Origin of the sequence: Neisseria sp. HMSC065C04, from assembly GCF_001815375.1 — a bacterium.
Taxonomy (GTDB): domain Bacteria; phylum Pseudomonadota; class Gammaproteobacteria; order Burkholderiales; family Neisseriaceae; genus Neisseria; species Neisseria flavescens_D.
Genome location: NZ_KV820400.1, coordinates 1 through 24515, shown reverse-complemented (window position 1 = coordinate 24515; position 24515 = coordinate 1). Strand labels below are relative to the sequence as shown.

General features: G+C 49.5%; 23 protein-coding genes and 3 tRNA genes. 4 read left to right on the top strand and 22 right to left on the bottom strand.

Features of this window, described 5'->3' with window-relative positions; all coding sequences use genetic code 11:
* Positions 1-81: 81 nt before the first annotated feature.
* From HMPREF3022_RS03810 to rsmD, 5 genes are all read right to left on the bottom strand, one after another.
* A tRNA-Thr gene (locus tag HMPREF3022_RS03810) sits at positions 82-156 on the bottom strand.
* A 9-nt stretch (positions 157-165) separates the two neighbouring features.
* A tRNA-Gly gene (locus tag HMPREF3022_RS03805) sits at positions 166-239 on the bottom strand.
* A gap of 31 nt (positions 240-270) precedes the next feature.
* Positions 271-354 (bottom strand) — tRNA-Tyr (locus HMPREF3022_RS03800).
* Between the two features lie 98 nt (positions 355-452).
* Entirely contained in the window at positions 453-704 is a 252-nt protein-coding gene (locus HMPREF3022_RS03795; protein WP_003679513.1) for a YfhL family 4Fe-4S dicluster ferredoxin, read from the bottom strand.
* Positions 705-826: 122 nt separating this feature from the next.
* Positions 827-1393: a 16S rRNA (guanine(966)-N(2))-methyltransferase RsmD gene (gene rsmD, locus HMPREF3022_RS03790; RefSeq protein WP_049331410.1), complete on the bottom strand. Its 567-nt coding sequence runs from the start codon at positions 1391-1393 to the stop codon at positions 827-829.
* A 271-nt stretch (positions 1394-1664) separates the two neighbouring features.
* Between rsmD and HMPREF3022_RS03785 the strand changes: the two genes are divergently transcribed.
* Together HMPREF3022_RS03785 and HMPREF3022_RS03780 are read left to right on the top strand one after the other, a co-directional pair.
* Entirely contained in the window at positions 1665-1886 is a 222-nt protein-coding gene (locus HMPREF3022_RS03785) for a hypothetical protein (protein WP_049331412.1), read from the top strand.
* 197 nt (positions 1887-2083) lie between these two features.
* Positions 2084-2779: a hypothetical protein gene (locus HMPREF3022_RS03780; RefSeq protein ID WP_141756492.1), complete on the top strand. Its 696-nt coding sequence runs from the start codon at positions 2084-2086 to the stop codon at positions 2777-2779.
* A gap of 72 nt (positions 2780-2851) precedes the next feature.
* On the opposite strand, the gene topA is transcribed toward HMPREF3022_RS03780, so the two are convergent.
* From topA to def, 10 genes are all read right to left on the bottom strand, one after another.
* Entirely contained in the window at positions 2852-5158 is a 2307-nt protein-coding gene (gene topA, locus HMPREF3022_RS03775; protein ID WP_070765158.1) for a type I DNA topoisomerase, read from the bottom strand.
* A gap of 73 nt (positions 5159-5231) precedes the next feature.
* Positions 5232-5687 carry a Smg family protein gene (locus HMPREF3022_RS03770; RefSeq protein WP_003679497.1) on the bottom strand — a complete coding sequence of 152 codons (456 nt, stop codon included), beginning with the start codon at positions 5685-5687 and terminating at the stop codon, positions 5232-5234.
* Between the two features lie 24 nt (positions 5688-5711).
* On the bottom strand, positions 5712-6902 hold the full coding sequence (gene dprA / locus HMPREF3022_RS03765) for a DNA-processing protein DprA (protein ID WP_049331235.1): 1191 nt from the start codon (positions 6900-6902) through the stop codon (positions 5712-5714).
* A 234-nt stretch (positions 6903-7136) separates the two neighbouring features.
* Positions 7137-8411, bottom strand: coding sequence for a sigma-54-dependent transcriptional regulator (locus HMPREF3022_RS03760; protein ID WP_070765157.1), 1275 nt, complete (start codon positions 8409-8411; stop codon positions 7137-7139).
* Positions 8398-10524 carry a sensor histidine kinase gene (locus tag HMPREF3022_RS03755; protein WP_070765156.1) on the bottom strand — a complete coding sequence of 709 codons (2127 nt, stop codon included), beginning with the start codon at positions 10522-10524 and terminating at the stop codon, positions 8398-8400. The genes HMPREF3022_RS03760 and HMPREF3022_RS03755 overlap by 14 nt, the downstream gene beginning before the upstream one ends.
* 3 nt (positions 10525-10527) lie before the next feature.
* Positions 10528-11121: a DUF4390 domain-containing protein gene (locus tag HMPREF3022_RS03750; protein WP_004520180.1), complete on the bottom strand. Its 594-nt coding sequence runs from the start codon at positions 11119-11121 to the stop codon at positions 10528-10530.
* Positions 11087-12346, bottom strand: coding sequence for a 16S rRNA (cytosine(967)-C(5))-methyltransferase RsmB (gene rsmB / locus HMPREF3022_RS03745; RefSeq protein ID WP_070765155.1), 1260 nt, complete (start codon positions 12344-12346; stop codon positions 11087-11089). Before rsmB ends, HMPREF3022_RS03750 begins: the two co-directional genes overlap by 35 nt.
* 46 nt (positions 12347-12392) lie before the next feature.
* Positions 12393-12911: an O-acetyl-ADP-ribose deacetylase gene (locus HMPREF3022_RS03740; RefSeq protein WP_070765154.1), complete on the bottom strand. Its 519-nt coding sequence runs from the start codon at positions 12909-12911 to the stop codon at positions 12393-12395.
* Between the two features lie 33 nt (positions 12912-12944).
* The gene (gene fmt, locus HMPREF3022_RS03735; protein WP_070765153.1) at positions 12945-13871 is read right to left on the bottom strand and encodes a methionyl-tRNA formyltransferase; all 927 of its coding nucleotides are present in this window, start codon (positions 13869-13871) and stop codon (positions 12945-12947) included.
* A 134-nt stretch (positions 13872-14005) separates the two neighbouring features.
* The gene (gene def / locus HMPREF3022_RS03730; protein WP_049331260.1) at positions 14006-14509 is read right to left on the bottom strand and encodes a peptide deformylase; all 504 of its coding nucleotides are present in this window, start codon (positions 14507-14509) and stop codon (positions 14006-14008) included.
* 234 nt (positions 14510-14743) lie between these two features.
* Between def and HMPREF3022_RS03725 the strand changes: the two genes are divergently transcribed.
* Positions 14744-16009 carry a LysM peptidoglycan-binding domain-containing protein gene (locus HMPREF3022_RS03725; protein ID WP_070765152.1) on the top strand — a complete coding sequence of 422 codons (1266 nt, stop codon included), beginning with the start codon at positions 14744-14746 and terminating at the stop codon, positions 16007-16009.
* A 308-nt stretch (positions 16010-16317) separates the two neighbouring features.
* Here HMPREF3022_RS03725 and HMPREF3022_RS03720 read toward each other — a convergent pair whose 3' ends face one another.
* Both HMPREF3022_RS03720 and pyk read right to left on the bottom strand, forming a co-directional pair.
* Positions 16318-17712 carry an OmpP1/FadL family transporter gene (locus HMPREF3022_RS03720; RefSeq protein WP_070765151.1) on the bottom strand — a complete coding sequence of 465 codons (1395 nt, stop codon included), beginning with the start codon at positions 17710-17712 and terminating at the stop codon, positions 16318-16320.
* A gap of 176 nt (positions 17713-17888) precedes the next feature.
* On the bottom strand, positions 17889-19361 hold the full coding sequence (gene pyk / locus HMPREF3022_RS03715; RefSeq protein WP_070765150.1) for a pyruvate kinase: 1473 nt from the start codon (positions 19359-19361) through the stop codon (positions 17889-17891).
* A 215-nt stretch (positions 19362-19576) separates the two neighbouring features.
* Between pyk and HMPREF3022_RS03710 the strand changes: the two genes are divergently transcribed.
* Positions 19577-20080 carry a hypothetical protein gene (locus tag HMPREF3022_RS03710; RefSeq protein ID WP_049336347.1) on the top strand — a complete coding sequence of 168 codons (504 nt, stop codon included), beginning with the start codon at positions 19577-19579 and terminating at the stop codon, positions 20078-20080.
* A gap of 65 nt (positions 20081-20145) precedes the next feature.
* On the opposite strand, the gene HMPREF3022_RS11880 is transcribed toward HMPREF3022_RS03710, so the two are convergent.
* The 5 genes from HMPREF3022_RS11880 to pyrB all read right to left on the bottom strand — a co-directional run bounded on the left by HMPREF3022_RS11880 (position 20146) and on the right by pyrB (position 23682).
* On the bottom strand, positions 20146-20271 hold the full coding sequence (locus HMPREF3022_RS11880) for a hypothetical protein (protein ID WP_003684698.1): 126 nt from the start codon (positions 20269-20271) through the stop codon (positions 20146-20148).
* Between the two features lie 23 nt (positions 20272-20294).
* Positions 20295-21158 carry a GNAT family N-acetyltransferase gene (locus HMPREF3022_RS03705; RefSeq protein ID WP_049336349.1) on the bottom strand — a complete coding sequence of 288 codons (864 nt, stop codon included), beginning with the start codon at positions 21156-21158 and terminating at the stop codon, positions 20295-20297.
* A 275-nt stretch (positions 21159-21433) separates the two neighbouring features.
* Entirely contained in the window at positions 21434-22099 is a 666-nt protein-coding gene (locus tag HMPREF3022_RS03700; RefSeq protein WP_049336352.1) for a COG1361 family protein, read from the bottom strand.
* A 193-nt stretch (positions 22100-22292) separates the two neighbouring features.
* Complete coding sequence (gene pyrI / locus HMPREF3022_RS03695) at positions 22293-22751, bottom strand: aspartate carbamoyltransferase regulatory subunit (protein ID WP_004520167.1); 459 nt, start codon at positions 22749-22751, stop codon at positions 22293-22295.
* A gap of 10 nt (positions 22752-22761) precedes the next feature.
* Positions 22762-23682, bottom strand: a complete 921-nt coding sequence (pyrB, locus tag HMPREF3022_RS03690) for an aspartate carbamoyltransferase (protein WP_039862268.1) — start codon at positions 23680-23682, stop codon at positions 22762-22764.
* Positions 23683-24515 lie beyond the last annotated feature (833 nt).

The window sequence follows — 24515 nt, the reverse complement described above, 5'->3', positions numbered from 1 at the left end:
CGGTTTGCTACGTTCAAATTTTTCCTTAGCCATGGCAATATCCTATAATCTAAGCTTTTGAAAGAAAGGGTAATAATGAGATGGTGCCCATGGGCAGATTTGAACTGCCGACCTCTCCCTTACCAAGGGAGTGCTCTACCCCTGAGCTACATGGGCGAAATTGTTTGGAGCGGGTGAAGGGAATCGAACCCTCACCGTAAGCTTGGAAGGCTTCTGCTCTACCATTGAGCTACACCCGCATACTCACTATTTGCTCCAAGTAAGAATTTTTGGTGGAGGGAGAAGGATTCGAACCTTCGAAGCTCACGCAACAGATTTACAGTCTGCCCCCTTTGACCGCTCGGGAATCCCTCCAAAAGAGAACGCTAGTTTATTGGCAACTCAGATTTCCGTCAAGATTTTTTTTCATTTATTTCTTTAAAAATATCCAAGCTTTTGCTTTTAAACACTATTTATTTAAACTGAATGATTTTTTCGTACTTAGCCATCAGCTCTTCGTGTGTTTCAGGATGCTCTTCATCAATCAAGATACAGTCGACAGGACATACCTGTTGGCACTGCGGCTCATCGTAATGGCCTACACATTGAGTACACAAATTTGGATTGATTTCGTAAATTTCTTCACCTTGCGAAATGGCATCATTAGGGCATTCCGGCTCGCACACATCGCAGTTAATGCACTCATCTGTAATAAAGAGCGACATTTCTATTTCCTTTTTTCTTAAATTATCAAAACCGATTGGGCGCGGATTATAGCACAAATGACGTCGGAACAATCCGTTTGAAAGAATGTTTTACACCTTGGGAATGATTCTCAAATTCTATACTATTCAGCAACTTGCGAATAGAGCAACAATTCAAACCTACTCATTCCCGCCTTTCCTTCCCGATAAATTTCCAGCCAATCCGGTTTTTCAGGCAGCTTTCCTGCTTCAATATAGACCATTGCCCCATTTTTCAAGTGGCTTTGCAATCGGATAAACAGATTTTGCCAATCTTCCCATGCAAACGGCGGATCAAGAAACACGACATCAAATTTTTCAGACGGCCTTGCCAGATAAGCCATGCCGTCTGAACACACGATTTCTACTTGTTTCAAACCTAATTCACGGATATTTTTCTGAAGCATTTGAACAGTTTGGCGGTGGTTATCGACCATTACCACTTTTGCCGCATGACGAGAAGCAGCCTCCATTCCCAAAGCACCACTGCCGCTGAATAAATCCAATACTGTTTTGCCGGTTAAATCCTGACCCAACCAATTAAACAGTTTTTCACGCACGCTGTCAGGCGTCGGGCGCAGACCATCTGCATCTGCAAAAACCAGTTTCCGTCCCCTGCATTGTCCGCCGATGATGCGGACTTGATTTGAATGTTTGCTGTGTTTGTTCATGATTGGGAAAACGAATCGTCTTACAGTTTCAGACGACCTTTAAAGAATGACAAAGCAGCCATTATACAGCAGCGTTTTTTCATTTAAGGCAGCATGAACACAAATCGACCATCGCAAAAATTTATTTTTCATGATAATAAACTTACAAAATTTTATAAATTATAAAATATTTTCTCAAATAAAAAGGTCGCTTACGTTTGCTATTAGAACTTTCCCACCGATTTTTCAGTCTATTTGCCATAATACTTAATGAAAACATGTATGGCTGACAATGCCGCTTTGGAAAATTATTTTGGGTGTTTATATCAGCGGCGTGATTGCCTTCACCGCCCACGCCCATTTTTTTGATGAATATTACCGCCACTTAGGATTGATACCGAACTTGGGGCGCGGTCTGCTTTGGTTCGTCTTCTGCCTGCCCTTAATCGGCAAAACCGTTGCTTTGATAGTCAGTTTATTCTTTCTTGCCACGTTGGTTTTCGCGCGGCGTTAAAACTTGTCTTTTACAAAACCCAAAGGTCGTCTGAAAAATTTTTCAGACGACCTTTGGGTTTTGAATTTGACGACATGAAATATTGAACTGCGTTTCACCGTGTGAAGTATGTTTTCAACTTAAACACAAAACTAGATAAATTACATTTGCTTATTTATAATGAGTAGTCATTTTTGAAACATTAATGTAAGGCTACTATCATGTCCGATCTGAATCTCAGTAACAGTATATTTCAAGGTTACAACGACAAACATGGCTTAATGATTTGTGGGTATGAATGGGGTTGGAGTAAAGCCGATGAGGCTGCTTATGTAGCAGGTGAATACAAACTCCCTGAAAACAAAATCGACCATACATTTGCCAATAAATCCCTCTATTTCGGTGAACAGGCAAAAAAGTGGCGTTACGACAATACGATAAAAATTTGGTTTAAAATGTGGGGACACCCCTTAGACGAAAATGAATTGGGCGGTGCATTTGAAAAATCCCTGGTACAAACCAACTGGGCAGCTACTCAGGGCAACAAAATCGACAATCCAAACAAATTTCTCCAGCCTGAACACGTCGATAATTTTCTCTACCACGTTGAGAAACTACGCCCTAAATTGATTCTCTTCATGGGAAGCAATCTGACAAATTATCTTAATCGCACAAATGTATTGCCGCGCTTCGAGCAGCTTGTCGGAAAACAAACTCAACCGCTCCGAGTAGTACAAAAAGATTTTAGCGGTACACGTTTCAAAATCAGATTCCAATCGTTTGAAAATTGCGAAGTCGTCTGCCTGCCTCACCCCAGTGCCAGCCGCGGTCTATCTTACGATTACATAGCCTTATTTGAACCAGAAATGAACCGTATTTTATCGGACTTTAAAACGACACGCGGATTCAAATAAACCAATCACAGAAAAGCAAAGGTCGTCTGAAAATTTTTCAGACGACCTTTTCTCTTTTAAACCGACCTAATCTCACTCTTTCGGTGCAGGCTGTTCAATCTGTTCTTTCCAGCCGCATTCTTTTTGCGGGCAGACTTTTTCCACGCCCCAGCGTTTGGTGGTCTTAATGGTCAAAACCGGCCAATGGCAGTTCGGGCATTCTTCGGCTACGGGCGGATTCCAAGTGGCGTAGTTGCAGTCGGGATAGGTGCTGCAACTGTAAAACAGTTTGCCGTAGCGGGATTTGCGTTCGACGAGGTTGCCTTTTTTGCATTGCGGGCATTGGACGCCAGTGTCTTTCGGTTTTTCCAGCGGCTCGACATGTTTGCATTTCGGATAGTTGGCGCAGCCGATGAATTTGCTGCCGGTGCGGCTGTATTTGTACACTAGGCGACCGCCGCATTTAGGGCATTCGCGTCCGTCAAGTTCGGCTTGCTCTGCTTCAGCTTTGGCGATGCGCTCGGCGGCTTCTTCGGCGGTTTCGTTAACGTTGCGCGTGTAGCTGCACTCGGGATAACCGGCACACGCGACGAAACGACCCATTTTGCCGAATTTGATTTGCAGTTTGTGTTCGCCGCATTTCGGACAGGTTTCGTCGAGTTCCTGCGTGGTAAATTTGGCGCGTTCGATGCCCTCTTTTTCTTCCACTTGCTTGATAAACGGCTTCCAGAATTTATCCATAACAGGAATCCATTGGCGTTTGCCGTTGGCAATTTCGTCAAGCTGGTCTTCAAGTTTGGCGGTGAAGTGGTAGTCGACGTATTGGGCGAAGTGTTCGGTCAAGAATTTATTGACGATGTCGCCTGTATCGGTAGGCATGAAGCGTTTTTGCTCAAGGGTAACGTATTCACGGTCTTTGAGCGTGGAAATAATGCTGGCGTAGGTGGAAGGGCGGCCGATACCGTATTCTTCGAGGGCTTTAACCAGTGTGGCTTCGTTGTAGCGTGGAGGCGGAGTGGTGAAGTGTTGTTCGCCGTAAAGTTTGTCCACAGGCAATTTGTCGCCTTCGCTCATTTCGGGCAGTTTTTTGCTGTCTTCGCCTTCTTCATCATCGCTGCTTTCTTCATAAACGCTCAAGAAGCCTGCGAAAGTTTGCACTTGTCCGGTTACGCGGAATACGCCTTTGCCGACGGTAATATCGACGGTGGTTTGGTCGAATTTGGCTGGCGTCATCTGACAGGCGACGGTGCGCTGCCAAATCATTTGATACAGTTTGAACTGGTCTGCGCTCAAGAAGGGTTTGACGCTTTCAGGCGTGCGGTACACGGATGTCGGGCGGATCGCTTCGTGGGCTTCTTGGGCGTTTTTGGATTTGGTTTTGTACTGTTTGGCGGCACTCGGCAGATATTCTTTGCCGATTTTGTTTTCGATGTAATGGCGGATTTCGGTTAACGCTTCATCGGCCAAATTCACGCTGTCGGTACGCATATAGGTAATCAGACCGATGGCACCCTGCCCTACATCTATACCCTCATAAAGCTGTTGGGCGGTACGCATGGTGCGGTCGGTGGTAAAACCGAGTTTGCGCACGGCATCCTGCTGCATGGTAGATGTGGTGAACGGCGCGGCGGGATTACGGCTGCGCTTTTTCTTTTCAATGGCGGTAACGACGGCCTCTTTGCCTTCGAGTTCTTTCAATACGTCGGCTTGAGCGGCTTCGTTCGGCAAGTCGAATTGTTCGAGTTTCGCGCCGTTGTATTGGGCGAGTTTGGCGGTAAACTTGCTGCGGCCTTTGTGGCTGTCGAGATGCACCGTCCAATATTCCTGCGCTTCAAACGCGCGGATTTCGTTTTCGCGTTCGCAAATCAAACGCAGTGCGGGGCTTTGCACACGGCCTGCACTCAAACCGCGGCGGATTTTTTTCCACAACAATGGCGAGAGGTTGAAAACGACCAGATAGTCCAAAGCGCGACGGGCTTGTTGCGCATCGACCAAGTCCATTTCGATTTCGCGCGGATGGGCAACCGCATCGAGCACGGCGTTTTTGGTGATTTCGTGGAACACGACACGCTGCGGCTTGATGTTTTTCAAGCCGCGTTTGGATTTAAGGATTTCCAAAAGATGCCAAGAAATGGCTTCGCCTTCCCTATCCGGGTCGGTTGCGAGGTAGATGTTTTCAGCTTCTTTGGCACCGGCAACGATGGCATCGACGTGTTTGCTGTTGCGACTGATCAATTGGTATTTCATGGCAAAGCCATTGTCGGGATCGACTGCTCCGCTTTTCGGAACCAAATCGCGGACGTGGCCGTAAGACGCCAAGATTTCAAAATCACCGCCCAGATATTTTTTCAGGGTTTTGGCTTTGGACGGGGATTCGACGATTAATAAGTTTTTCGCCATTGTTGTTCTCTTTTGGATGTATTGGATTTATGTTTCAGACGGCCTTTATTATTGAGGCCGTCTGAAAAAAGGTTTAGTGCATCACGTTTTGTCCGGTCAACGCACTCATCAAGTCGTCGCCTATCAGGACGGGCAACTCGCTCTTGTGCATCCACAACACCAGCAATACCAACACTTTGGCGGTATCGAGGGTAATTTCGTCCGACGGAATGTGCATCAGGGCGTGAATGACGATTTCGCGTTGCTCATAAGTAATTGCATGTTCGGTAACCAAATACTGCATCAAGCCCATGACTTCCTGCGGCAGGTTTTCAGCTTCTTCACGGCAGAATACGCGCAGGGAGTCGCTGTTAAACGGCTCGGCATAGAATTCGGACGTATTGAACAAGACTTCCATCATCATCAATGTATTGCCGATTTCCGTAGCATCAAAACCCGCATCTTCCAAGAGGCGACCCAAGTCCTCCGGAGGCGGACAATTGTCGAAATCTTGGAAGTGTTCGATTAAATAGGCAATGACTTCGGTCATGCTGGTTCCTTAAATATAGATAATTTATGCTTTGACACGCTGATAACGGCCACCCGGCAAGGCGGCGACGATACCGTCAAGTTCGTATTCCAAAAGCTGTGCATACACGTCTGCCGCTGCCGTATTGGTTTGTTGCGCCAAAATATCGGGGTGTATCGGGTCGTAACCCATGGCTTCCAATAAAGCGCTAGTTGATGGGGCGGCAGGTAGGTTTTCAGACGGCCTTTGCGGTTCATCCGCTATTGTTTTTGGTTGCAGCCGTTCGGTTTGATTGTTTTTCGGTTTGACCGTCTTATTTATAGAATATGATGGAACATGCGTATTTTGCAATAGCTGCGGACACTCATGGAGAATATCGTCCAAACATTCCACCAGTTTTGCCCCGTCTTTAATCAGCTTGTGACAACCTTTGCTGTGCGGATTGTCTATCGAACCGGGTACCGCCATCACTTCGCGCCCCATCTCTGCCGCCAATTTGGCGGTAATCAATGAGCCGGATTCCAATGCCGCCTCGACCACCAATGTCAGCTGCGACAACGCGGCAATCAGACGGTTGCGGCGCGGAAAGTTGCCTGCAAACGGACGCGTGTCCAAAGGGAACTCACTGACAATCAATCCTCTTTCAGCAATTTCATAAGCAAGGTTTTTATTGGACGGCGGATAAATGCGGTCTATACCGGTTCCCCAGACGGCAATGGTACCGCCACCTTCCTGCAATGCGCCCTGATGGGCGGCGGTATCGATACCCGAAGCCATACCCGATACGACGGGAATGCCTTTTTCACTCAACGCCCTGCCGAAATCTTTGGCAATCCGCATTGCCTGCGGTGTGGCATGGCGGCTGCCGACAATCGCGGCAGAAGGTGTGTGCAACAACTCTGCATTGCCGCGTAAAAACAAGACCGGCGGCGCGGTAATGCCTTGTGTCAGCATTTCGGGGAAATCATCATCTTGCAGCAGCAACAGACGGCAACCGTCCTGCATTTCCCATTGTAAAGCGGCTTCGGCAGACCGCTGCGCCAAAGCCCGTTTGTCTGCATTACGCCACGACTCGGCTGCCTGCTTATGGCGTACCAACGCGGCAATTTTGTCTGCCGGCGCATTCAAGGCTGCTTGTGCACTACCGAATTGCTGCAACAGCACCAAAAAACTTTCTGCGCCGATATAGGGCGTAAATGCCAGTTGCAACCAAGCAAAACGCTCGTTTTCCGTCATCAATCTGTTCCCTTTTCGTAATGGTTGTTCAGACGGCCCGAAGTAAATCGAGGCCGTCTGAAAATTTTATTGATATAAAACTTCTTCCGGCTTAAAAGGCAAAATAACACCTCCGAGCCATATCATTATTTTTATAAAGTATCGCTTGTCTAAGCAAACCGTCAAATGACGATGCCGTCTGAAAAACCTGATGGCTTTCAGACGGCCTCTTTTGTGTTTGAACCGATATTGCGCTTATTCTTCGGATTTGTCGGCGCTGCGGCGCGATACGCTGATACCGAGTTGTTTGAGTTTGCGGTAAAGGTGTGTACGCTCCAAACCGACCTTTTGCGCCACGCGGCTCATATTTTGGCCTTCTTGGGCGATGTGGTACTCAAAGTAGCGGCGCTCGACTTCTTCCCTCAACTCACGCAAAGGCATATTGAAATTGAAGCCGCCGATGATTTCTGTCGCCGTCGCGTTTTCCTTCTGACCCAAAGCCACAGCAACGGCCTGCTCGTCCACTTCTTTGCCGTCCGATTCCAACATGATGTTTTTCACCGTTTCGGCAAGCTGGTCGTAATTGCCCGGCCAATCGTATTGGCGCAAAACCACCAACGCGCTGTCGCTGAATTTTACCGGCTGGATTTTTTGACTTTCGGCCAAATCGGTCATGATGCGGTTGATTAAAAAGACGATATCGTCTGGTTGACTGCGCAAAGAAGGAACATTGATGCGCTCTTTCAACAGCTCCGCCAGTCGGCCGGCAACGACGTCATCGGCGCTCTCACCGCGTTTAAAGCCGCATGAAGCAATCACACGGACATTATAGCGGTCGGCTTTTTCCAGCAAGAAAGCAATGCCGTTTTGGATATTTTTGCTGTAACGGGCAATATCGCCGACATACAAAATGCCGCCTGATGCCTTTTGCAACAGCTCCATCGGCGTATCGACAATGTGTTCGACACGTTCGGTTGCCACCCAAGGCGTACCGCTTTTATGCAGATAGCGGGCGACAATCTCAAACGGCGAGCCAGCCTCACCGGCCAACAACAGCGGGCGGTTGTGTTTGGCGGCCGCTTCAATACTGCCGTTCATTTCTTGAATGACGGAACTGTTGCCCAGTTTGTCCAAAGTCATGCCGGAGGCCGTCTGAACTTCGCCATGTTTCAAAGCGCGTTCTACTGCGGACAAGAGTTTTTGCAGGGCAATCGGTTTTTCCAGAAAATCGAGCGCGCCGATTTTGGTGGCTTCAACCGCGGTGTCGATGCTGGCATGGCCGCTCATCATAACCACAGGCATATTGAGTTGGCCGTTTTTCGCCCACTCTTTCAACAAAGTGATGCCGTCGCAATCGGGCATCCAAATATCCAGCAACACCATGGCCGGACGCGTTTGATAACGCAATTGGCGCGCTTCTTCGGCATTTTCGGCCAAAGTAACGGTATAGCCTTCGTCTTGAAGGATTTCGGAGAGCAGGTCGCGGATGCCTACTTCATCATCTACAATCAAAATATCACTGCTTCGCATAAGTTTCTGCCATTTCCGGTAAAGCTATTTTGACACACGCGCCACCGCTGTTCTGATTGCTCAGGCTGATGCGGCCGCCATGCTCCTCGATAATTTTTTTCACAACGGGCAAACCCAGCCCCGTTCCTGTCGGTTTGTCGGTAACGTACGGCTCAAAAGCATTGTGCAGCATTTCTTTGCTGAAACTTTTGCCGTTGTTGCAGACGGTCAGGAAAACCTGTCCGCCTTCGCGCCCTGTTTCGACGTTTACTTGCGGCGCTTCGTCCGACTCTGCCGCTTCTGCGGCATTCTTAAATAGGTTATGCAACACTTGGCGCATCGCCGTCGTATCGGCAACAATCGGCAGAGCATCGGCGCTTAGCCGTGCATTAAATTTGCACGCGCCGGCCTCATATAATACCAATACTTCCGACACCAAACCGTTTAAATCTTGTTTTTCTAAATTTAGCGACGGCGCACGCGCATAATTGCGGAATGCTTCGACCATTTCTTTCAGCGCGGCAACCTGTTTGACGATGGTATCAGTTGAACGGCTGAGGATTTGGGCGTCTTGTTCATCAAGTTTATCATGCAATTTCCATGCCAATCTCTCGGCGGAAAGCTGGATGGGCGTAAGCGGATTGCGGATTTCATGCGCCAACCGTTTCGCCACTTCGCCCCATGCGGCCTCTTTTTGCGCGCGTATCAAGACGGTAATGTCATCAATCACCATCACCACGCCGTTATCGTTGTCTTCCGGCAGGATGGTGGCCTTGCCCAATAAGATTCGGGCATCATCGGGCGCGGCGTATTCGACTTGGACGGGTTTGTCGCTGTCAGCGGTTTCATTAATGGCGGCAAATACATCGGCCAACAGGGTTTGCTGCGGCGATTTGCCGTGCCATTGATGCCAGTTGCTGCCCCACAAAGACACCAGCGAAACACCTAAAATCTGTTCGGCGGCCTTGTTAAAGGTTTTCAGACGGCCATCGGCATCCAAAGTAATCACGCCTGTGGTCAAACTTTCCAATACGCATTCTAAATAATGGCGTGCTGCTTCTTCGCGCAAACGGTTACGTTCATCTGCCTCTTTGGCAATCGATAATTGCTCGGTCATGTGGTTGAACAACTGGGTCAACCGTCCGAACTCGTCATTGCGGAATACCGGCCGGGTCTGGCTGAAGTCACCCTGAGCCACCGCCCGCGCGCCCTCTGCCAACGACAACACCGGTGCCACAAAACGGCGGGCAAAATACAAAGCCATCACCAGCGCCAAAAAGATGGCCAACAATGTCGCGACCAACAACGTGGACAGGAAAAAGGTTTGCAGGCCTTTTTTGGTATAACTCAGCTCGGCGTATTTGGCGCGGGCTGCTTCAATCAGCGTCGCATCTTGGGCAACATCTTTCGGAATCGGCTGCCGGAAAAACAACGCATAATCCTGATTTTTATGCGTACCAATCAGCATCCAGCCTTGAGCATACAGCACGCCGCCGATGTTTTCCAAGCTGCGCACCGAGCCGGTCTGCTCCAGCTGCTCCCATCCTTCTTTGTTAAGCTCGGGTTGATTTAGTTTCAGGGGATTGATGCTTTTCTCGGCTTTATGAGTGGTCGCGTTGTAAAGCGCCAGCTGGGCAAAGTCGGCAGTAAGTGCGGATTGGGTCAGCGTTTGCCCCAAGTTGCCGTCCAGCGAAGCGGCGCTGATTAAGTCGATTTGCACCGGCGTGGCGTTGCTGACCGCGTTGTCCACCGCCAAGTTCAGCGCGGATTTGCTCAAGTTTAAGCTGCGCTCCAATGCCTCATGGGTATCGTTGCCAAACCAAGAATTAATCGTACCGTTAATAAACTGGGCGGAAATACCGAACAAAAACACGCCCGGCAATACGGCAACCAAGGTAAACATCCCCGACAGCCGACGCGCAATCTGCGAACCGAACACGCTTTTGCTGTTGTCGCGCATCAAAAGCACGACATAGCGCACCAACACCGCTGCCAACACCAGCAACAGCAAGCCGCACAAGGCGACAATCCACCAGAAATAATCGGACAACACGTTGCTGCTGCCCGTTGCAACAGTCAGACCGTACAACAAAACTACGGCGAATACGGCGGCAATCAGAAGAAAGCGGCGCATGGTTTACTCCTGCACGACCGACAAGGACTTCCAACCGGAATCCAAATGCCAGTTTTTAGACGTCAGGGCATTGATTTGGAACGGTTTGGGCAGCTTGGCGGTTGTCAGCAGCAGGCGGATTTCAGCCTTCGTGTCTTTGGCGGCCACATCACTCAGCGCGCCTTTGGACAAAACCTTCCAATTCGCAACCGCGCCCACTGCGCGCAAGGCAGTTTCAAGCGTGTCATACTCGGTAGAAAACGTACCGACGGTAACGCGATAGCGGTTGGTCAGTGGATGGAAGGACAATTTGTATTGAATCGTGCTGTCGTTGTTGAGCAGCTGGTCGAACTTGAATTTATAAGACGACATGGACGGCGCTGATAGCTGCCAACTCAAATTGAAATGCAGGGGGACGCCCTGTTTGAGTGCTTCTTTAAGCTGGTCGGGCAGATCGGTGCGGAAACGGCTGCTGACGGAAAGCTGTCCGGCATGGGTCAGCTTTGCCTCGGCACGGGTTGCACTGATGCCCTCGCCCGCCGCGTTCAACGACACGGCGAGCAAGAGCGGTACAATCAGCGTTTTACTGCTTTTTAATAAGCGCGTAATAAAAGCCATCTTGATGTTTGTTCGGTAAAAGCACATGCGATTCGATTAACTCGGCATCGGCATGGCGGTTAAGGAATTTTTGCAATTGACCGTCGTTTTCTTCGACAAAGACCGAGCAGGTAGCCAGCAACATCCTGCCGTTTTTCGTCAGGGTCTGCCACAGCGCGTCTAATAATGCTTCCTGTTGGCGTGCAGTTTTGACGGCATCGGTCGGTCGGCGCAGCCATTTGACGTCGGGATTGCGCCGCGCCACACCCGAAGCGGTACACGGCACATCGGCCAAAACAGCGTCAAAGGCCTTACCATCATACCATGCCGCCAAGTCCTGCGCATCGGCACAAGCCAAAGAGGCCGTCTGAAAGCCTAAACGGTCAAGATTGCTCTTCACCCTGTTCAGACGGCCTTCGTCTATATCCAAAGCGGTAACATGACAATCTGCCAACTCCAAGATATGGCCTGTCTTACCGCCCGGCGCCGCGCAGGCATCGAGAATGCGTTCGCCGTCTTTTGGGTTCAACAAATAGGCAGCACGCTGCGCACCAAAATCCTGTACCGACACCAAGCCGTCTGAAAAACCGGGCAGGCGGCTTACCGGCACAGCTTCTTCCAACATCACGGCGTATTCGTCCAACGCCCTGGCCGCAATACCTTCCGCAGCTAGTTTTTCCAAATAGCTTTCGGCATTGCCGTGTCGGCGGTTGACGCGCAAAGTCATCGGCGGATGCGATTGCAGCGCGGTAGTGATGTTGTGCCAATGTTTTGGATAATGGTTTTTCAAGTAAGCCACCCACCACAGCGGCAAATTGTGTTTCGCCACATCGTCTTTTTTGCAGGAAGCCGCGAGCTTGTCGCGTTCACGCAAAAAGCGGCGCAAAATCGCGTTGGCAAACGAGCGGAACTGGCCGCGGCCGATTTTGGCAATGCTTTCCACCGCCTCATTGACCACGGCATGAGGGGCATTACGCGTGTAATGTAGTTGGTACATCGCCGCCAAAAGCAGGCTTTCGAGCTGCGGATTGTCAATCGGCTTCTTCAGCATTTGACCAAGCATGTGCTTCAAACTGCCCAAATAACGTTGGCAACCGTAGGCAATATCCTGCAACGCGCCGTTTTCCTGCGCCGTCAGCTGCGGATACGCCGCGCGGATTTCCGCCAACACATCCTGAAGATTGCGCCCTTCGGCAACTGCGGCAACGCTGTCGGCGGCCAATTTTTGGGCGAGGGACATACTCATATTTTTGCTTTCTGATTTATATTTGATTTCAAGTGTTCGGAAGATTTCAGACGGCCTGTTCGGCAGCCAGCAATGCCCGATAATATTCGGCATCTGTTTTGGAAAAACAGCAAAAGATGATTTTTTCCACTGACGGACATTGCGGCAGGGTTTGTTTCAAACTCTCCAAAGCGATACGCGCGGCGGTTTCGGCCGGGAAGCGGTACACACCGGTGCTGATGCACGGAAAGGCGATGCTGTGAAGCTCGTGTTTCTGGGCAAGCAGCAAGGAATTGGCGTAGGATTGTGCCAATTTGGCCTCTTCATTTTGTTTTCCGCCAAACCATACCGGCCCGACCGTATGAATGACAAAACGCGCAGGCAAACGATAGCCTTGGGTTATTTTGGCTTCGCCTGTGCGGCAACCGCCCAAAGTGCGGCACTCATCCAGCAGCTCTTTGCCAGCAGCGCGGTGTATTGCACCGTCCACGCCGCCACCGCCCAACAGCGATGAATTGGCGGCATTGACAATCGCATCGACTGCCAATCGGGTAATATCGCCCTCGACCACTTCAAAAACAGCCATTGTTTTCTTTCCTCTACGTTTGTTTCCAGCCTGTTACAAAACCGTTCCGACTTCAATCGTTCTGCCTGCCGCAAATGCCTGTATGCTCATGCGTTTGCTACCGGAAGGCTGCAATTCGGTAATGTTCAGCGCATTTTCACCGCACGCCACCAGCAGGCCGTCTGAAGTGCAAGACAATACTTCGCCTGCCTTACCCTGTTTGGCCACGACTTCGGCACGCCAGATTTTCATCGGTTTGCCTTGATACTCGACCCACGCGGCAGGTACGGGGTTAAAGGCGCGGATTTTGCGTTCGATAATGTCCGCGGACTCGTTCCAATCGATACGCGCTTCTTCTTTGCTCAATTTCTGGGCGTAGGTAACGCCTTCTTCAGGCTGCTTAACCGCGTTCAGACGGCCTTCCGCCTGCAAACGCTGCAAGTCGGCCACAATCGCTTTCGCACCCAAACCCATCAACGCGTCATGTACTTCGTTGGCGGTATCCGTAGATTGAATGGCGTAGCGGTGTTCGCTGACCACATCGCCGGTGTCCAAACCGATGTCCATCTGCATGATGCACACGCCGGTTTCAGCGTCGCCGGCTTCAATCGCACGTTGAATCGGTGCCGCGCCGCGCCAACGGGGCAACAGCGATGCGTGGATATTGAGGCAGCCGTGTTTGGGCGTATCCAACACATCCTGCGGCAAAATCAAGCCATACGCGGCCACCACCATCACATCCGCGCCCGTATCTTTTAGCATTTGCAGGGCTTCGGCGTTATTGCGCAACTTTTCCGGCTGCGCCACGGTCAAACCCAATTCCAAGGCAGCCTGTTTGACCGGCGATGCGGTCAACTGCATGCCGCGGCCTTTGGGGCGGTCGGGCTGGGTCAACACCAGCGGAATTTCAAAACCTGCGGCGGCGATGGCTTTCAAGGCGGCGGCGGCAAAATCGGGCGTACCGGCAAAGATGACTTTCATGTTGTGTCCTTGTGAAAATGGTTTGAATGGCGCGTTAGGCAAACTGTTTCAGCTGAAAAGGCCGTCTGAAAGATTGAAAACCGAAGTCTGCCTTCTGTTTTGTCTTTTCAGACGGCCTTTAAGCGATGCGCAGGTCAGATGGTGTGTTTCTGACGTTTTTTCAGTTTGGTTTTGATGCGGCCTTGTTTCAGCTGCGACAGGTGTTCGACAAACACGATGCCCATCAGGTGGTCCAATTCGTGCTGCACGCAGATTGCCAGCAGGCCGTCTGCTTCCAGCGTGAATGTCTCGCCTTTTTCGTTCAAGGCTTCAACTTTGACACGCTCGGCACGGGTTACGGTATCGTAAATGCCCGGCACGGACAGGCAGCCTTCTTCATAAGTTGTCTCGCCGTCTTTTTCGACAATGACGGGATTGATGAACACGCGCGGCTCGCTGTGGTCTTCGGTCAAATCCATCACGACGATGCGCTCGTGTACATCGACCTGAGTGGCAGCCAAACCGATACCGCGTGCTTCGTACATGGTTTCAAACATATCGGCAACCAATGTCTGGATGCGCTCGTCGATTTTTTCAACAGGTTTGGCGACCGTGTGCAAACGCTCGTCAGGGTATTGGAGGATGTTCAGTAAAGCCATAATATTCTCGTTTTATAAAACTGATGTGTGATTTTCATACAGATTTGGCTTCCGCCGCCACAATCTCCTGTCATGACAGCAACATTCAATGCTAAAATAACGCCGAAAAATGTTAAGATAGCGCGACGGAGGCCGTTCGTTATCGTATTGATGAATGGGCGGCAGTTTCGCAAACTCCAGCCTTCTCTGTTTATCATCTGAAGACAAACCGAATCGATTTCAAGGGGAACGGTTATGCAACAACGTATTATAACCCTGCTTTGCATGGCAGGCATGGCTATTTCTGCCCACACTAAGGCAGCTTCTTTAAAAATCCGCCCCAATGCGCCGCAACGCTACGTCGTTAAAAACGGCGATACCTTGTGGGGTATTTCCGGCAAATATCTGTACAGCCCATGGCAATGGAACCGCCTTTGGGGTGCCAACCGCAACGCCATCCGCAATCCGCATCTGATTTATCCGGGTCAGGTGTTGGTTTTACGCTACGTCAACGGCCAGCCGCGCTTGGGTTTTGAACACGCTCAAACCCGTTCAGACGGCATTCCTGTGATCAAACTGCATCCGCGCGTACGCGAAACTTCCGGCTACGGCATTCCGACCGTCAACGTCAACCTCTACCGTATGTTCATGAAACATCCGCAGATTATCGCTCCGGAAGAAACCGCCAACGCGCCGCGCCTGATTGCAGGCCCCGACAACCGCGTCCTCTACACGCAAGGCAACCGTGTGTACGCATACGGCCTGACCGAACCCGGCCGCTACCTGACCTACCGCATCAATAAAAACATCACCGATCCGGAAACCGGCAAATTCCTCGGCCAAGAAGTTGTGTTCAGCGGCATCGCCAACACGCTGCCTTACACCGACTCCGCCTTGGAAAACCGCACCCGCGCTTCTGACGAAAAACTCAAAAGCAACGAGTATTACACCCAAGTCAACAAAGCCATGAAGCTGCGCACCCAATCTGCGCAACCTTTGGTTATCGAAGAAGCCGTTTCCGAAATCCGCAAAGATGACTATCTGCTGAAACTGCCAGAAGGCCTCGACAGCTTCAATGTGATGCCTCACGCCCCTGCCCGTCCGATTCAGGCCAAAGTCGTTTCCATCTTCGACGGCGTGGGCGAAGCCGGCCAGTTCCAAACCATTACTTTGGATAAAGGCGAACTCGACGGCCTGGACAAAGGCACTGTGGTCAGCCTCTACAAACGCGGCCGCCAAGTCCGTGTGAATCTGTCCAACAACCTGATTCGCAAGCCGAAAGACAAAGATACGGTTGAATTGGTTTCCATTCCGGCGGAAGAAATCGGTTTGGCAATGGTGTACCGCACATCCGACCATCTGGCCTCAGCCATTATTTTGGAAAGCCTGAACAGCGTTTCCATCGGCGATACTGCCTCCGAACCCGGCCGCGATTTGGACAATATGGCTGATGAAAAAACCATGGACAAACCGGCCGAAGACGAACAAGAAAGAGAAATCGAACTGGAAGTCCGCAGCTGATTAAGCTTTCTTAGCAGCGATTCGGTAAATAAAGGCCGTCTGAAAACCTGTTTTTCAGACGGCCTTTTGATTTCCGCCCATAAATAAAATTGGTAACGCGTTGTTTAAAGCGCAAACAATATTTCATGTCTTCAGCTATTTATCGGCTATCCCCTTTTCCATTTATCTTTCTGCTCTGCCATTCAAATCAGAAATATGAAAAGCCCAATACGCCATTTATTGCCTATTGATTGCTCCATCTGTTTCTTCCAATCAAAAAGGCCGTCTGAAATCTTCAGACGGCCTTTTTATCCACAACTCAAATCCGATTATTTGAATTTGTAAGTGTATTGCAAGCCCAAGATGTCCGCTTTGTTTTTGAAGCGGGCAGAGGATGCACCGCGGCTGTCTACGTCGTTGCCGCTGGCTTTGCCGGCGCGGTAAACCGTGTCATTGATGTGGATATGGCTGTACGCCGCATCGATAACATGGTTTTTACCCAGTTGATATTTAGCACCGACGGAGAACCAGATACGGTTGCCATCAGGCAAGCTGTTCATGCGGTCTTCGGCGCTTTTAACCGGTGATTTGTCGAAAGCGATACCGGCACGCAGTTGCAATGGTTCGGTAACTTGGTAAGAGCCGCCGAATGCAACTTTATAAGTGTTGCGCCAGTTAGGCGTGATGACAGTACGGCCAGATTGGCCGTTGACAACTTTTTTGGTGTTTTCAAACACCAGCTCGGCTTTGTTGAAGCGGCTGTGGCGCGTCCAAGTCACATCGCCGAACAGGTTGGTTTTGTCGGTGGCGCGGTACATACCATGAACAGACAAAGACTCAGGCGTGACGATTTTTACGCTGGCTTTTTCGTTCGGTACATAACCGAGTGCGGCCATTGCACCAGAATCCCATGCCTGTTTCACCGCTGCACCGTCTGCCGCCCATTCTGCAGTGCCTTCAAGCGTGTGTGAAACTTTGGAACGATAGTTCACACCCACGCGCGCGCGGTCGTTAATGTCCCACATCCACGCCAGTTGGTAGCCGAAGCCCCAATCGCTGCCTTTGACATCGGCGTGTCCGTCAGCCTGAATGGCGGCGGCAATGGCTGCATCCGGTTTGCCGGAGGCTTTTGCCACTGCTTTTTGCTTGATACCCCAGTCGGCATATTTGCGCAGTTCGGCGGAAGTATGTTGGGCAATAATACCTGCGCCGAAGGAATGGCGGTCGTTGAGTTTCCACGCAACTACCGGCTCGATAGCGATGGTGGTCAAACCCAGTTTGTTGATGTTGTGGCGCAAGACGGAATCTTTTTCGTATTCGGTTGCAGAGCCGAAGGGGACGTACACGCCCAAACCCAAAGTCACATCGTCGCTGGCTTTGTATGCGCCATAGACGTGCGGAGCAACGGTGGTTTTGGTGATTTTGCCGCTTTTCGAACCTTGGACGGGAATGCCGGTAAAGTCGGTGGCAGAATCCGCTTCATAACGAATGCTGGGCAGCACGATGTTGGCGTTGACGGAAATTTGGCTGCTGTCGAGTTTGCTCAAACCGGCCGGATTGTAGAAAATGGTTGATGCATCGGCGGCTTCGGCGGCGGCGGCGTTGGCCGTGCCTTGTGCGTTAACGGATTGTGTGCCGAAGTGGTAGCCGGAGGCTTGGACGGCGGTAGATAACAGTGCTGCGCTTAAAATAAATGCTGTTTTTTTCAGATTGAAATGAATCATTTTGGTTTACCGTGAAAGTAGCGGACAAAGAAAAAGGCCGTCTGAAACGTCCTTTATTGATTTAGTATAGGCACTCAATTCTATACTACATCATTATTTTTGCCTAATCTTTTCTTTTTTTACACAAAAAAAGCAGGCTGAAACAGCCTGCTTTTCCAATCATAGGATCACTGCAATTATTTGACCTGCAACACTTCCAGCGTATTGGTCGAACCGGATTCGCGCATTTGCGAACCGCTGGTGATGATGTATTGGTCGCCGCTTTGGAGGATTTTGTGTTCTACCAGCATGGCTTCCACTTCGTTCAGCGCGGTATCGTGGTCGGTACTGGTTGCCAAAATCAACGGACGCACGCCGCGGTACATCGCCATGCGGCGTTGTGCTGAAACACTCGGTGTCAGGGCAAAAATCGGCAGGGTGATGTTGTGGCGGCTGACTTCGAAGGCGGTCGAACCGCTTTCAGTCAGGGCAACGATGGCTTTGGCGTGAACTGCTCGCGCCACGCTGACCGCACCGCCGGCAATCGCCAAGTTGGTGCTGACGGCTTCGGGATACTCGACCTGTTCGGCAACGCCGTTGAGTGAATCTTGTTCTTTTTCCGCAGCCGCACAAATAATCGCCATTTGGCTGACGGTTTCAAACGGATACGCGCCGACGGCGGTTTCGGCGGAACACATCACCGCATCGGTACCGTCCAATACTGCGTTGGCCACGTCGCTGACTTCCGCGCGGGTCGGTACAGGGTTGGTAATCATCGATTCCATCATTTGGGTTGCAGTAATACTGAAGCGGCGCAACTCACGGGCACGGCGGATCATGCGTTTTTGCAGTGCGGGTACGGCGGCATGGCCGACTTCCACTGCCAAGTCGCCGCGGGCAACCATAATACCGTCGCTGGCAAGTATGATTTCGTCCAGGTTTTCAATGGCTTCTACGCGCTCGATTTTGGAAACCAAACCGGGGCGTACGGCAGTGCTGCCTTTCATTTCTTCTTCGACTTTGGCGCGTGCGATGTGCAAATCTTCGGCAGATTTCACAAAGCTGATGGCCAAGTAGTCGCAACCGATGGCAATCGCCGTTTTCAGGTCGCGGAAGTCTTTTTCGGTCAACGCACCGGCAGACAGACCGCCGCCGCGTTTATTGATACCTTTGTTACTTTTCAGCACATGGCTGTTTTCTACTCTTGTAATAATCTTACTTTCTTCAACCGCTTCAACGGTCAAAGTCAACAGGCCGTCGTCCAGCCACAAAACATCGCCGGCAGCGACGTCATTGGGCAAATCGCGGTAGTCCAGGCCAACCGCTTCGCGTGTGCCTTCGCCTTCAAGTGCGGCATCCAAAATCAAGGTTTCATCTTTATTCAGCTCGATGCTGCCGCCGGCAATTTTACCGACACGGATTTTAGGCCCTTGCAAGTCGGCAAGAATGGCGATTTCCTGACCCGCACGTTTCGCGGCTTCGCGTACGATACGGGCATTTTCTTCATGAAACTCCGGCGTACCGTGGCTGAAATTGAAACGGACGACATTAAGGCCGCCGACACGGATCATGTCTTCCAACAATTGTACATTGTTGCTGCCCGGACCCAGTGTGGCAACAATTTTGGTATTGTGGCTGATACGGGTTAAATCACGTTGCAATTGGCTCATGTAAACGTCCTTTCCTGTTGATTTCACGTTTGATAATGAAGAAGATTGTACTCTTAATGCAATAATGTTGGCGTAAAATTACATCATTTTCTGACTTAAACTAAATTTATTTTTGCATTAACCTACTTTTCTATCGGATACAATACACTCTCACGTCGTCATTTTTAATTTTCAGACGGCCTCCCTCATACTAATAGAGAATACCCAACTGATCCATGAAACGTTTTTTGACTCCGCTACCCATCGGTATCGTTTTGGCCGACCTGATCTACGGTTTCGTACTTAATGTCATGCAAGGCTTAAATTTGCAACAAACCGCAGCCAACCAGTCCGGTACAATTTCCGTTACGCCCGACATTGCCTTCAACAGCCTGCAAATCGTCGCCAACGGCGGCATGGTCTGCATCATCGGCTTCGGTTTGATTGTTTTGTTCCAACTCAACCGCGCCGTATTACGCCAACAAATCCTGCCCATCGGTATTTTCCGAACCCTCGGCCTGTTGGCTGTTTTGGCATTCAGCATTTCGTCTTTGTGGGAATGGTTGCATGCCGCTTTGTCGCTGCTTTCCGGGCACAACGTTTTAAACTTCAGCAACCCGCGTTATCTGGTTACCGCAGCCTGCATGCCCATCATCGCTTTCTTGTGCATCCTGCGCCTGTACAATTGGTATCGCCTGCATCGGACTGTTGCCGCTGACGACACCTCCACGACACTCTAATCAAGTTGCAAAAAGGCCGTCTGAAACAGGAAAACCTATTTCAGACGGCCTTGTCATTGTATATCTCAACGTTGATGGCTGGTTTCTACACCGGCCTTAATCTCACCATACATTTGCGAGCTGCCTCCGCTGCCTGATGCGCAGGCCGCCAAGCTCAGTGTCAAAACAGCCGCGGTCAAAATCTTCAACATTGATTTCTCTCTTTCCACAAAAATTATTTCGGATCGCAACGGAAATGGTAAGCGCAAATTTCAAATCCGTTTTTGAAGTAGAGACGATGCGCACCTGCACGGTCATGGTTAACATGGACATTCAGATGGATTTTGGTCGCGCCGGTTTCTGCACCGATTTTGCGTACTTCTTCCAACAAGCGTGAAGCATAGCCTTTTTGGCGGCATTGCGGCATGGTTACGAGATCATCAATATGGATATGGTAACCACTGGCCAAGTTATGTGCAGTATGGAAACCGCATACGGCCACGGCATTTTGTTTACCTTCTTCAAAAATACCCAACAGGCGGTAACCGGTTTTGCGCTGATGCTCGTTGATTTGTTCGACGAAACGGTGAATATCGGTCAAAGAAGAACGCAAAATGCTCAATGCCGCAAAAGCGGTTGCGGTTTCTTCCGGCGGAATTTCACGCAATACGCCAACCACAGGCGCGGCAGCTTGAGGCTCAGGCTGAGCATTGGCCGCTTCCGCACGCTCGGCTGCATGTTTTTCTTCAATCGCCTGCGCCAACAAAACGCGCTCGACCGGCACTTCGCCCTGCTGTTTGCTCTCTTGCTCTTTGAGCAAGGCTTTGCAGTCAATCACGCGCAAATCATTATCCGCTGCAAAGTCCATCAAGAAACGGAACATTTGCGGATTGTCTTCTTCCAACTTTTTATCGACCGCTACACAACGGACATTGTCCACCAAAATCGGGCGCACCCAATTCGAATAGGAAAGGCGGTTGTCTTTAGTAAAGGAGGACAAAATACCGCACAGGCGCTCCGCCCAGTCGCTTGGTCGGAAAATCTTGCCTTTGCTGGTCGTACCATGGATCACAACTTCATAAGGATTACACACTAACATAAGCAGCTTCCTGAGAGTAAATGGCTGAAGGAATATTTCGCCAGTGCCAACATCAGAAAAAGTTCCGATACATAGCAACAGATTATTGAAAAAATATCAGTAAGGTTTTGAAATACGACAATGATGAGACGGCTTGCCGAGCCTGACAATCCGTTTCGAATTCTTTGATTATTATACCCGATACGCCTCTTTTTCTTCAAAAATCATTTGAAAAATAACAACAGGCCGTCTGAAAACAAGTATTTCGGTTTCAGACGGCCTGCATATTTTGAATATCAATACAACAATTTCTTGCGGGGCTTTTGCTCGCCATTGGATTTAATTTCTGACAAATTGAAATTCAATATGCTCAAATCCAAAACGCTTTCTGAAGTGCATTGATCGCCAAAGGCATTTTCATAAGTGGCTTTCAGTTTCAATACTCCGCCAAATGTTTGGTCCGGCAATTCGGCAGCCAGCGCCAACATGCTTGCAAACACGCCGCCATACAATTCTCCCGATGCCAGCATATCCACGCCGCCGGAAAACATCTCCAAGCGCATAACTGCATCGGCAACCAGCTTGCTCGGCAAGTGATCCGGCAAAGCCTCAGCCTCAAAACGCACATTCTTCGCCAAGCCCTTACCGCTATTGCGGACAACCAAAACCAATAAATCCGTTTGTCCATCAGAACGTTGCAACGTCGCATGCAAAACAGGATGAATGCTCTCTTTTTGAATCAGCTGCTCACGGTGCAACATCTTGCTTTTAGCTTTGGATCGCGCAGATACGACGGCCCAAATCAACCAAACAAATGCAACGGCAGAAATGGCTGTAACCAAAAGGGGAAGATTGGTCAAATAGGCTTGCTGATTAAACCAAACTTGTGCGGCTAAAAATCCGGCAAAGAAAATCAAGACGTATAAAATTGGGGCAAACCGGCTTTGTATGGATGAGTGCATGAGTTTTCCTACATTTCGTATCATGTTATTAAAAAATAATGCCTTTCGGGCGAATAATGTCATCAACCCGGAAGGCATTATTTTAACGTAATTTTAACGCAATTTGCTTAATATCTTGCTTTTTATGAAACTAATGTATCAAGCAGACAACTCAAACCGTATAGCCGTATTTTCAGACGGCCTGAGATTTTTATCAGGCTTCGGCAACCGAATCACGCGAGAAGGTTTTTTCGCAATAATGGCATTTCAAACGCGTCTGACCATTATGTGAACGGACATAAAAGCGACTGATGACCGGCTCGCCATGACTGGCACAATTAGTATTCGGGCAACGGAACACTTCCGAAATCTCGTCCGGCAATGACAAATGCTGTTTCTCAACCACCTTAAACCGATCGATTTTGTTGACCACTGCTTCAGGGGCAAATAAAGCTAAACGGTTGGCCGCATTGGCATCCAACCACACACCGCTGATTTTGATAATGTCTTTGCTTCCCTGCGTTTTACTGGGCAAATTAAAACCAACCGTAACCGCGCTGCCATAATGCAGCAGCTTAAACTGTCTTAAAATGGCCAAGCCTTTACCAGCAGGAATATGGTCAATCACCGTACCTTGTTCGATTGCTTCAACGCTGAGTTTTGAGTTTTCCATCTTTCGCTCCTTAAACTTCTTCGTTCAATACCAAAGACAAAATCGCCATCCGTGCATACACTCCATTGGTTGCCTGTTCAAAATAATAGGCATGAGGTGTTTTATCCACATTCGGATGAATTTCATCTACCCTCGGTAAAGGATGCAAGACGCGCAAATTGGGTTTGGCGTTTGCCAACATCGGCGCATCAAGATTGAATTTACCCTGAATTTTGGCAAATTCCTGCTCATCAAAACGTTCGCGCTGAACGCGGGTCATGTACAAAATATCCGCCCATTCGACCGCTTCTTCCAAGCTGGACAGGACTTGATAAGGGCAACTGGCCTCCTCCAGCTCTTCAGTGATATAGTCCGGCATCGCCAAGCTGGGAGGGGAAACAAATGCAAACTCACAACCCCAACGCTTCAATGCTTGACACAATGAGTGTACCGTACGGCCATATTTCAAATCACCGGCCATCGCAATCTTCAAATTGCTCAAGCTACCTTGTGTTTCATAAATCGTTACCAAATCCAAAAGTGTCTGGCTCGGATGTTGGTTGGTACCATCGCCGGCATTAATCACGGGCACGCTCGAAAACTCGGCCGCCACACGGGCCGCACCGTCTTTCGGGTGTCGCTGAATAATCGCATCCGTATAGCTGGAAATAATCCTCGCAGTATCTGCAAGCGTTTCACCCTTTTTCGCGCTGGTATTCGCGCCATCGGAAAAACCGATAACTTTCCCACCCAAACGCTGTACCGCCGTTTCAAAAGACAAACGCGTACGGGTAGAGGGTTCAAAAAAGCACGAACCAATCAATTTACCTTCAAGCAAATCTTCGCGAGGCTGCTTTTTCAACTTCAAGGCCGTCTGAAGCAGCAATTCGAGCTGCTCCGTCGTCAAATCTGAAATTGAAATAATATGTTGCCGATAAAGCGGATTAGGCATGACCATTCCTTCCCATAAAAAAGCCCGCAACAGGCGGGCGTTTCAAGCAAACCGATTCCATCGTTGCCCGACATCATCCCCGTCGGACAATCACAACCATGTTTCTACCACACCCATGAAATCTCCCGCATTATCGCATATTTAACAGACGACTGCTTCTATCAAGTTTTCAGACGGTCTGAGACCTTTGCAAAAAATCCTTCATCCCCAACAGCCAAAAATCAAACACAGGGACTTGACAGCTCCCTTTTATCTTCCCAATGCTCGCATCTTGTAGGAGCAAACAAGCGCAAGTAAGCTGTTAACCACTTCAACGATTCAAACATATCGCTTTCGAATAGCGTTGCACACCCATGTTGCCTAAAGCAAATTAGGTTCACAGCCTGATTTACAATGAAATGTAACAAAGCTTTGTTCAACTGCATAACGGGTTTTTCAACAAATATTCGGTTGTGTTTGATTTGCGTTTTCGTCAATGAGTTATTGCAAAGGGCTTTTCAATAATGCAGGTCTATAGCTGATGTTTTTCTAGGTGCTATCTATTTTTCTGCCGTAGCCTTTGATCGAACCTTTTGTCATACTTTATCTCGTGGACATTGATGGAGTGATGTGCAGTTTCTCAATATAACCTTTCAAATTAATTTACAGTTAATCAGTTCCAATAGTTCTGATCAAGGCATTACCTTTCGCCGACTGGTTGCAGTGTCAGCATAAGGTTCTGGATTTGAAATATTCAGTTCGTCAAAATAATAAAACGGGTTAAGACAATAATGCAGTACTCGAGGTTGAGATCAGCTTACCCAAAGAGGTGCCTGTGCACGTCCTTTTTCTTT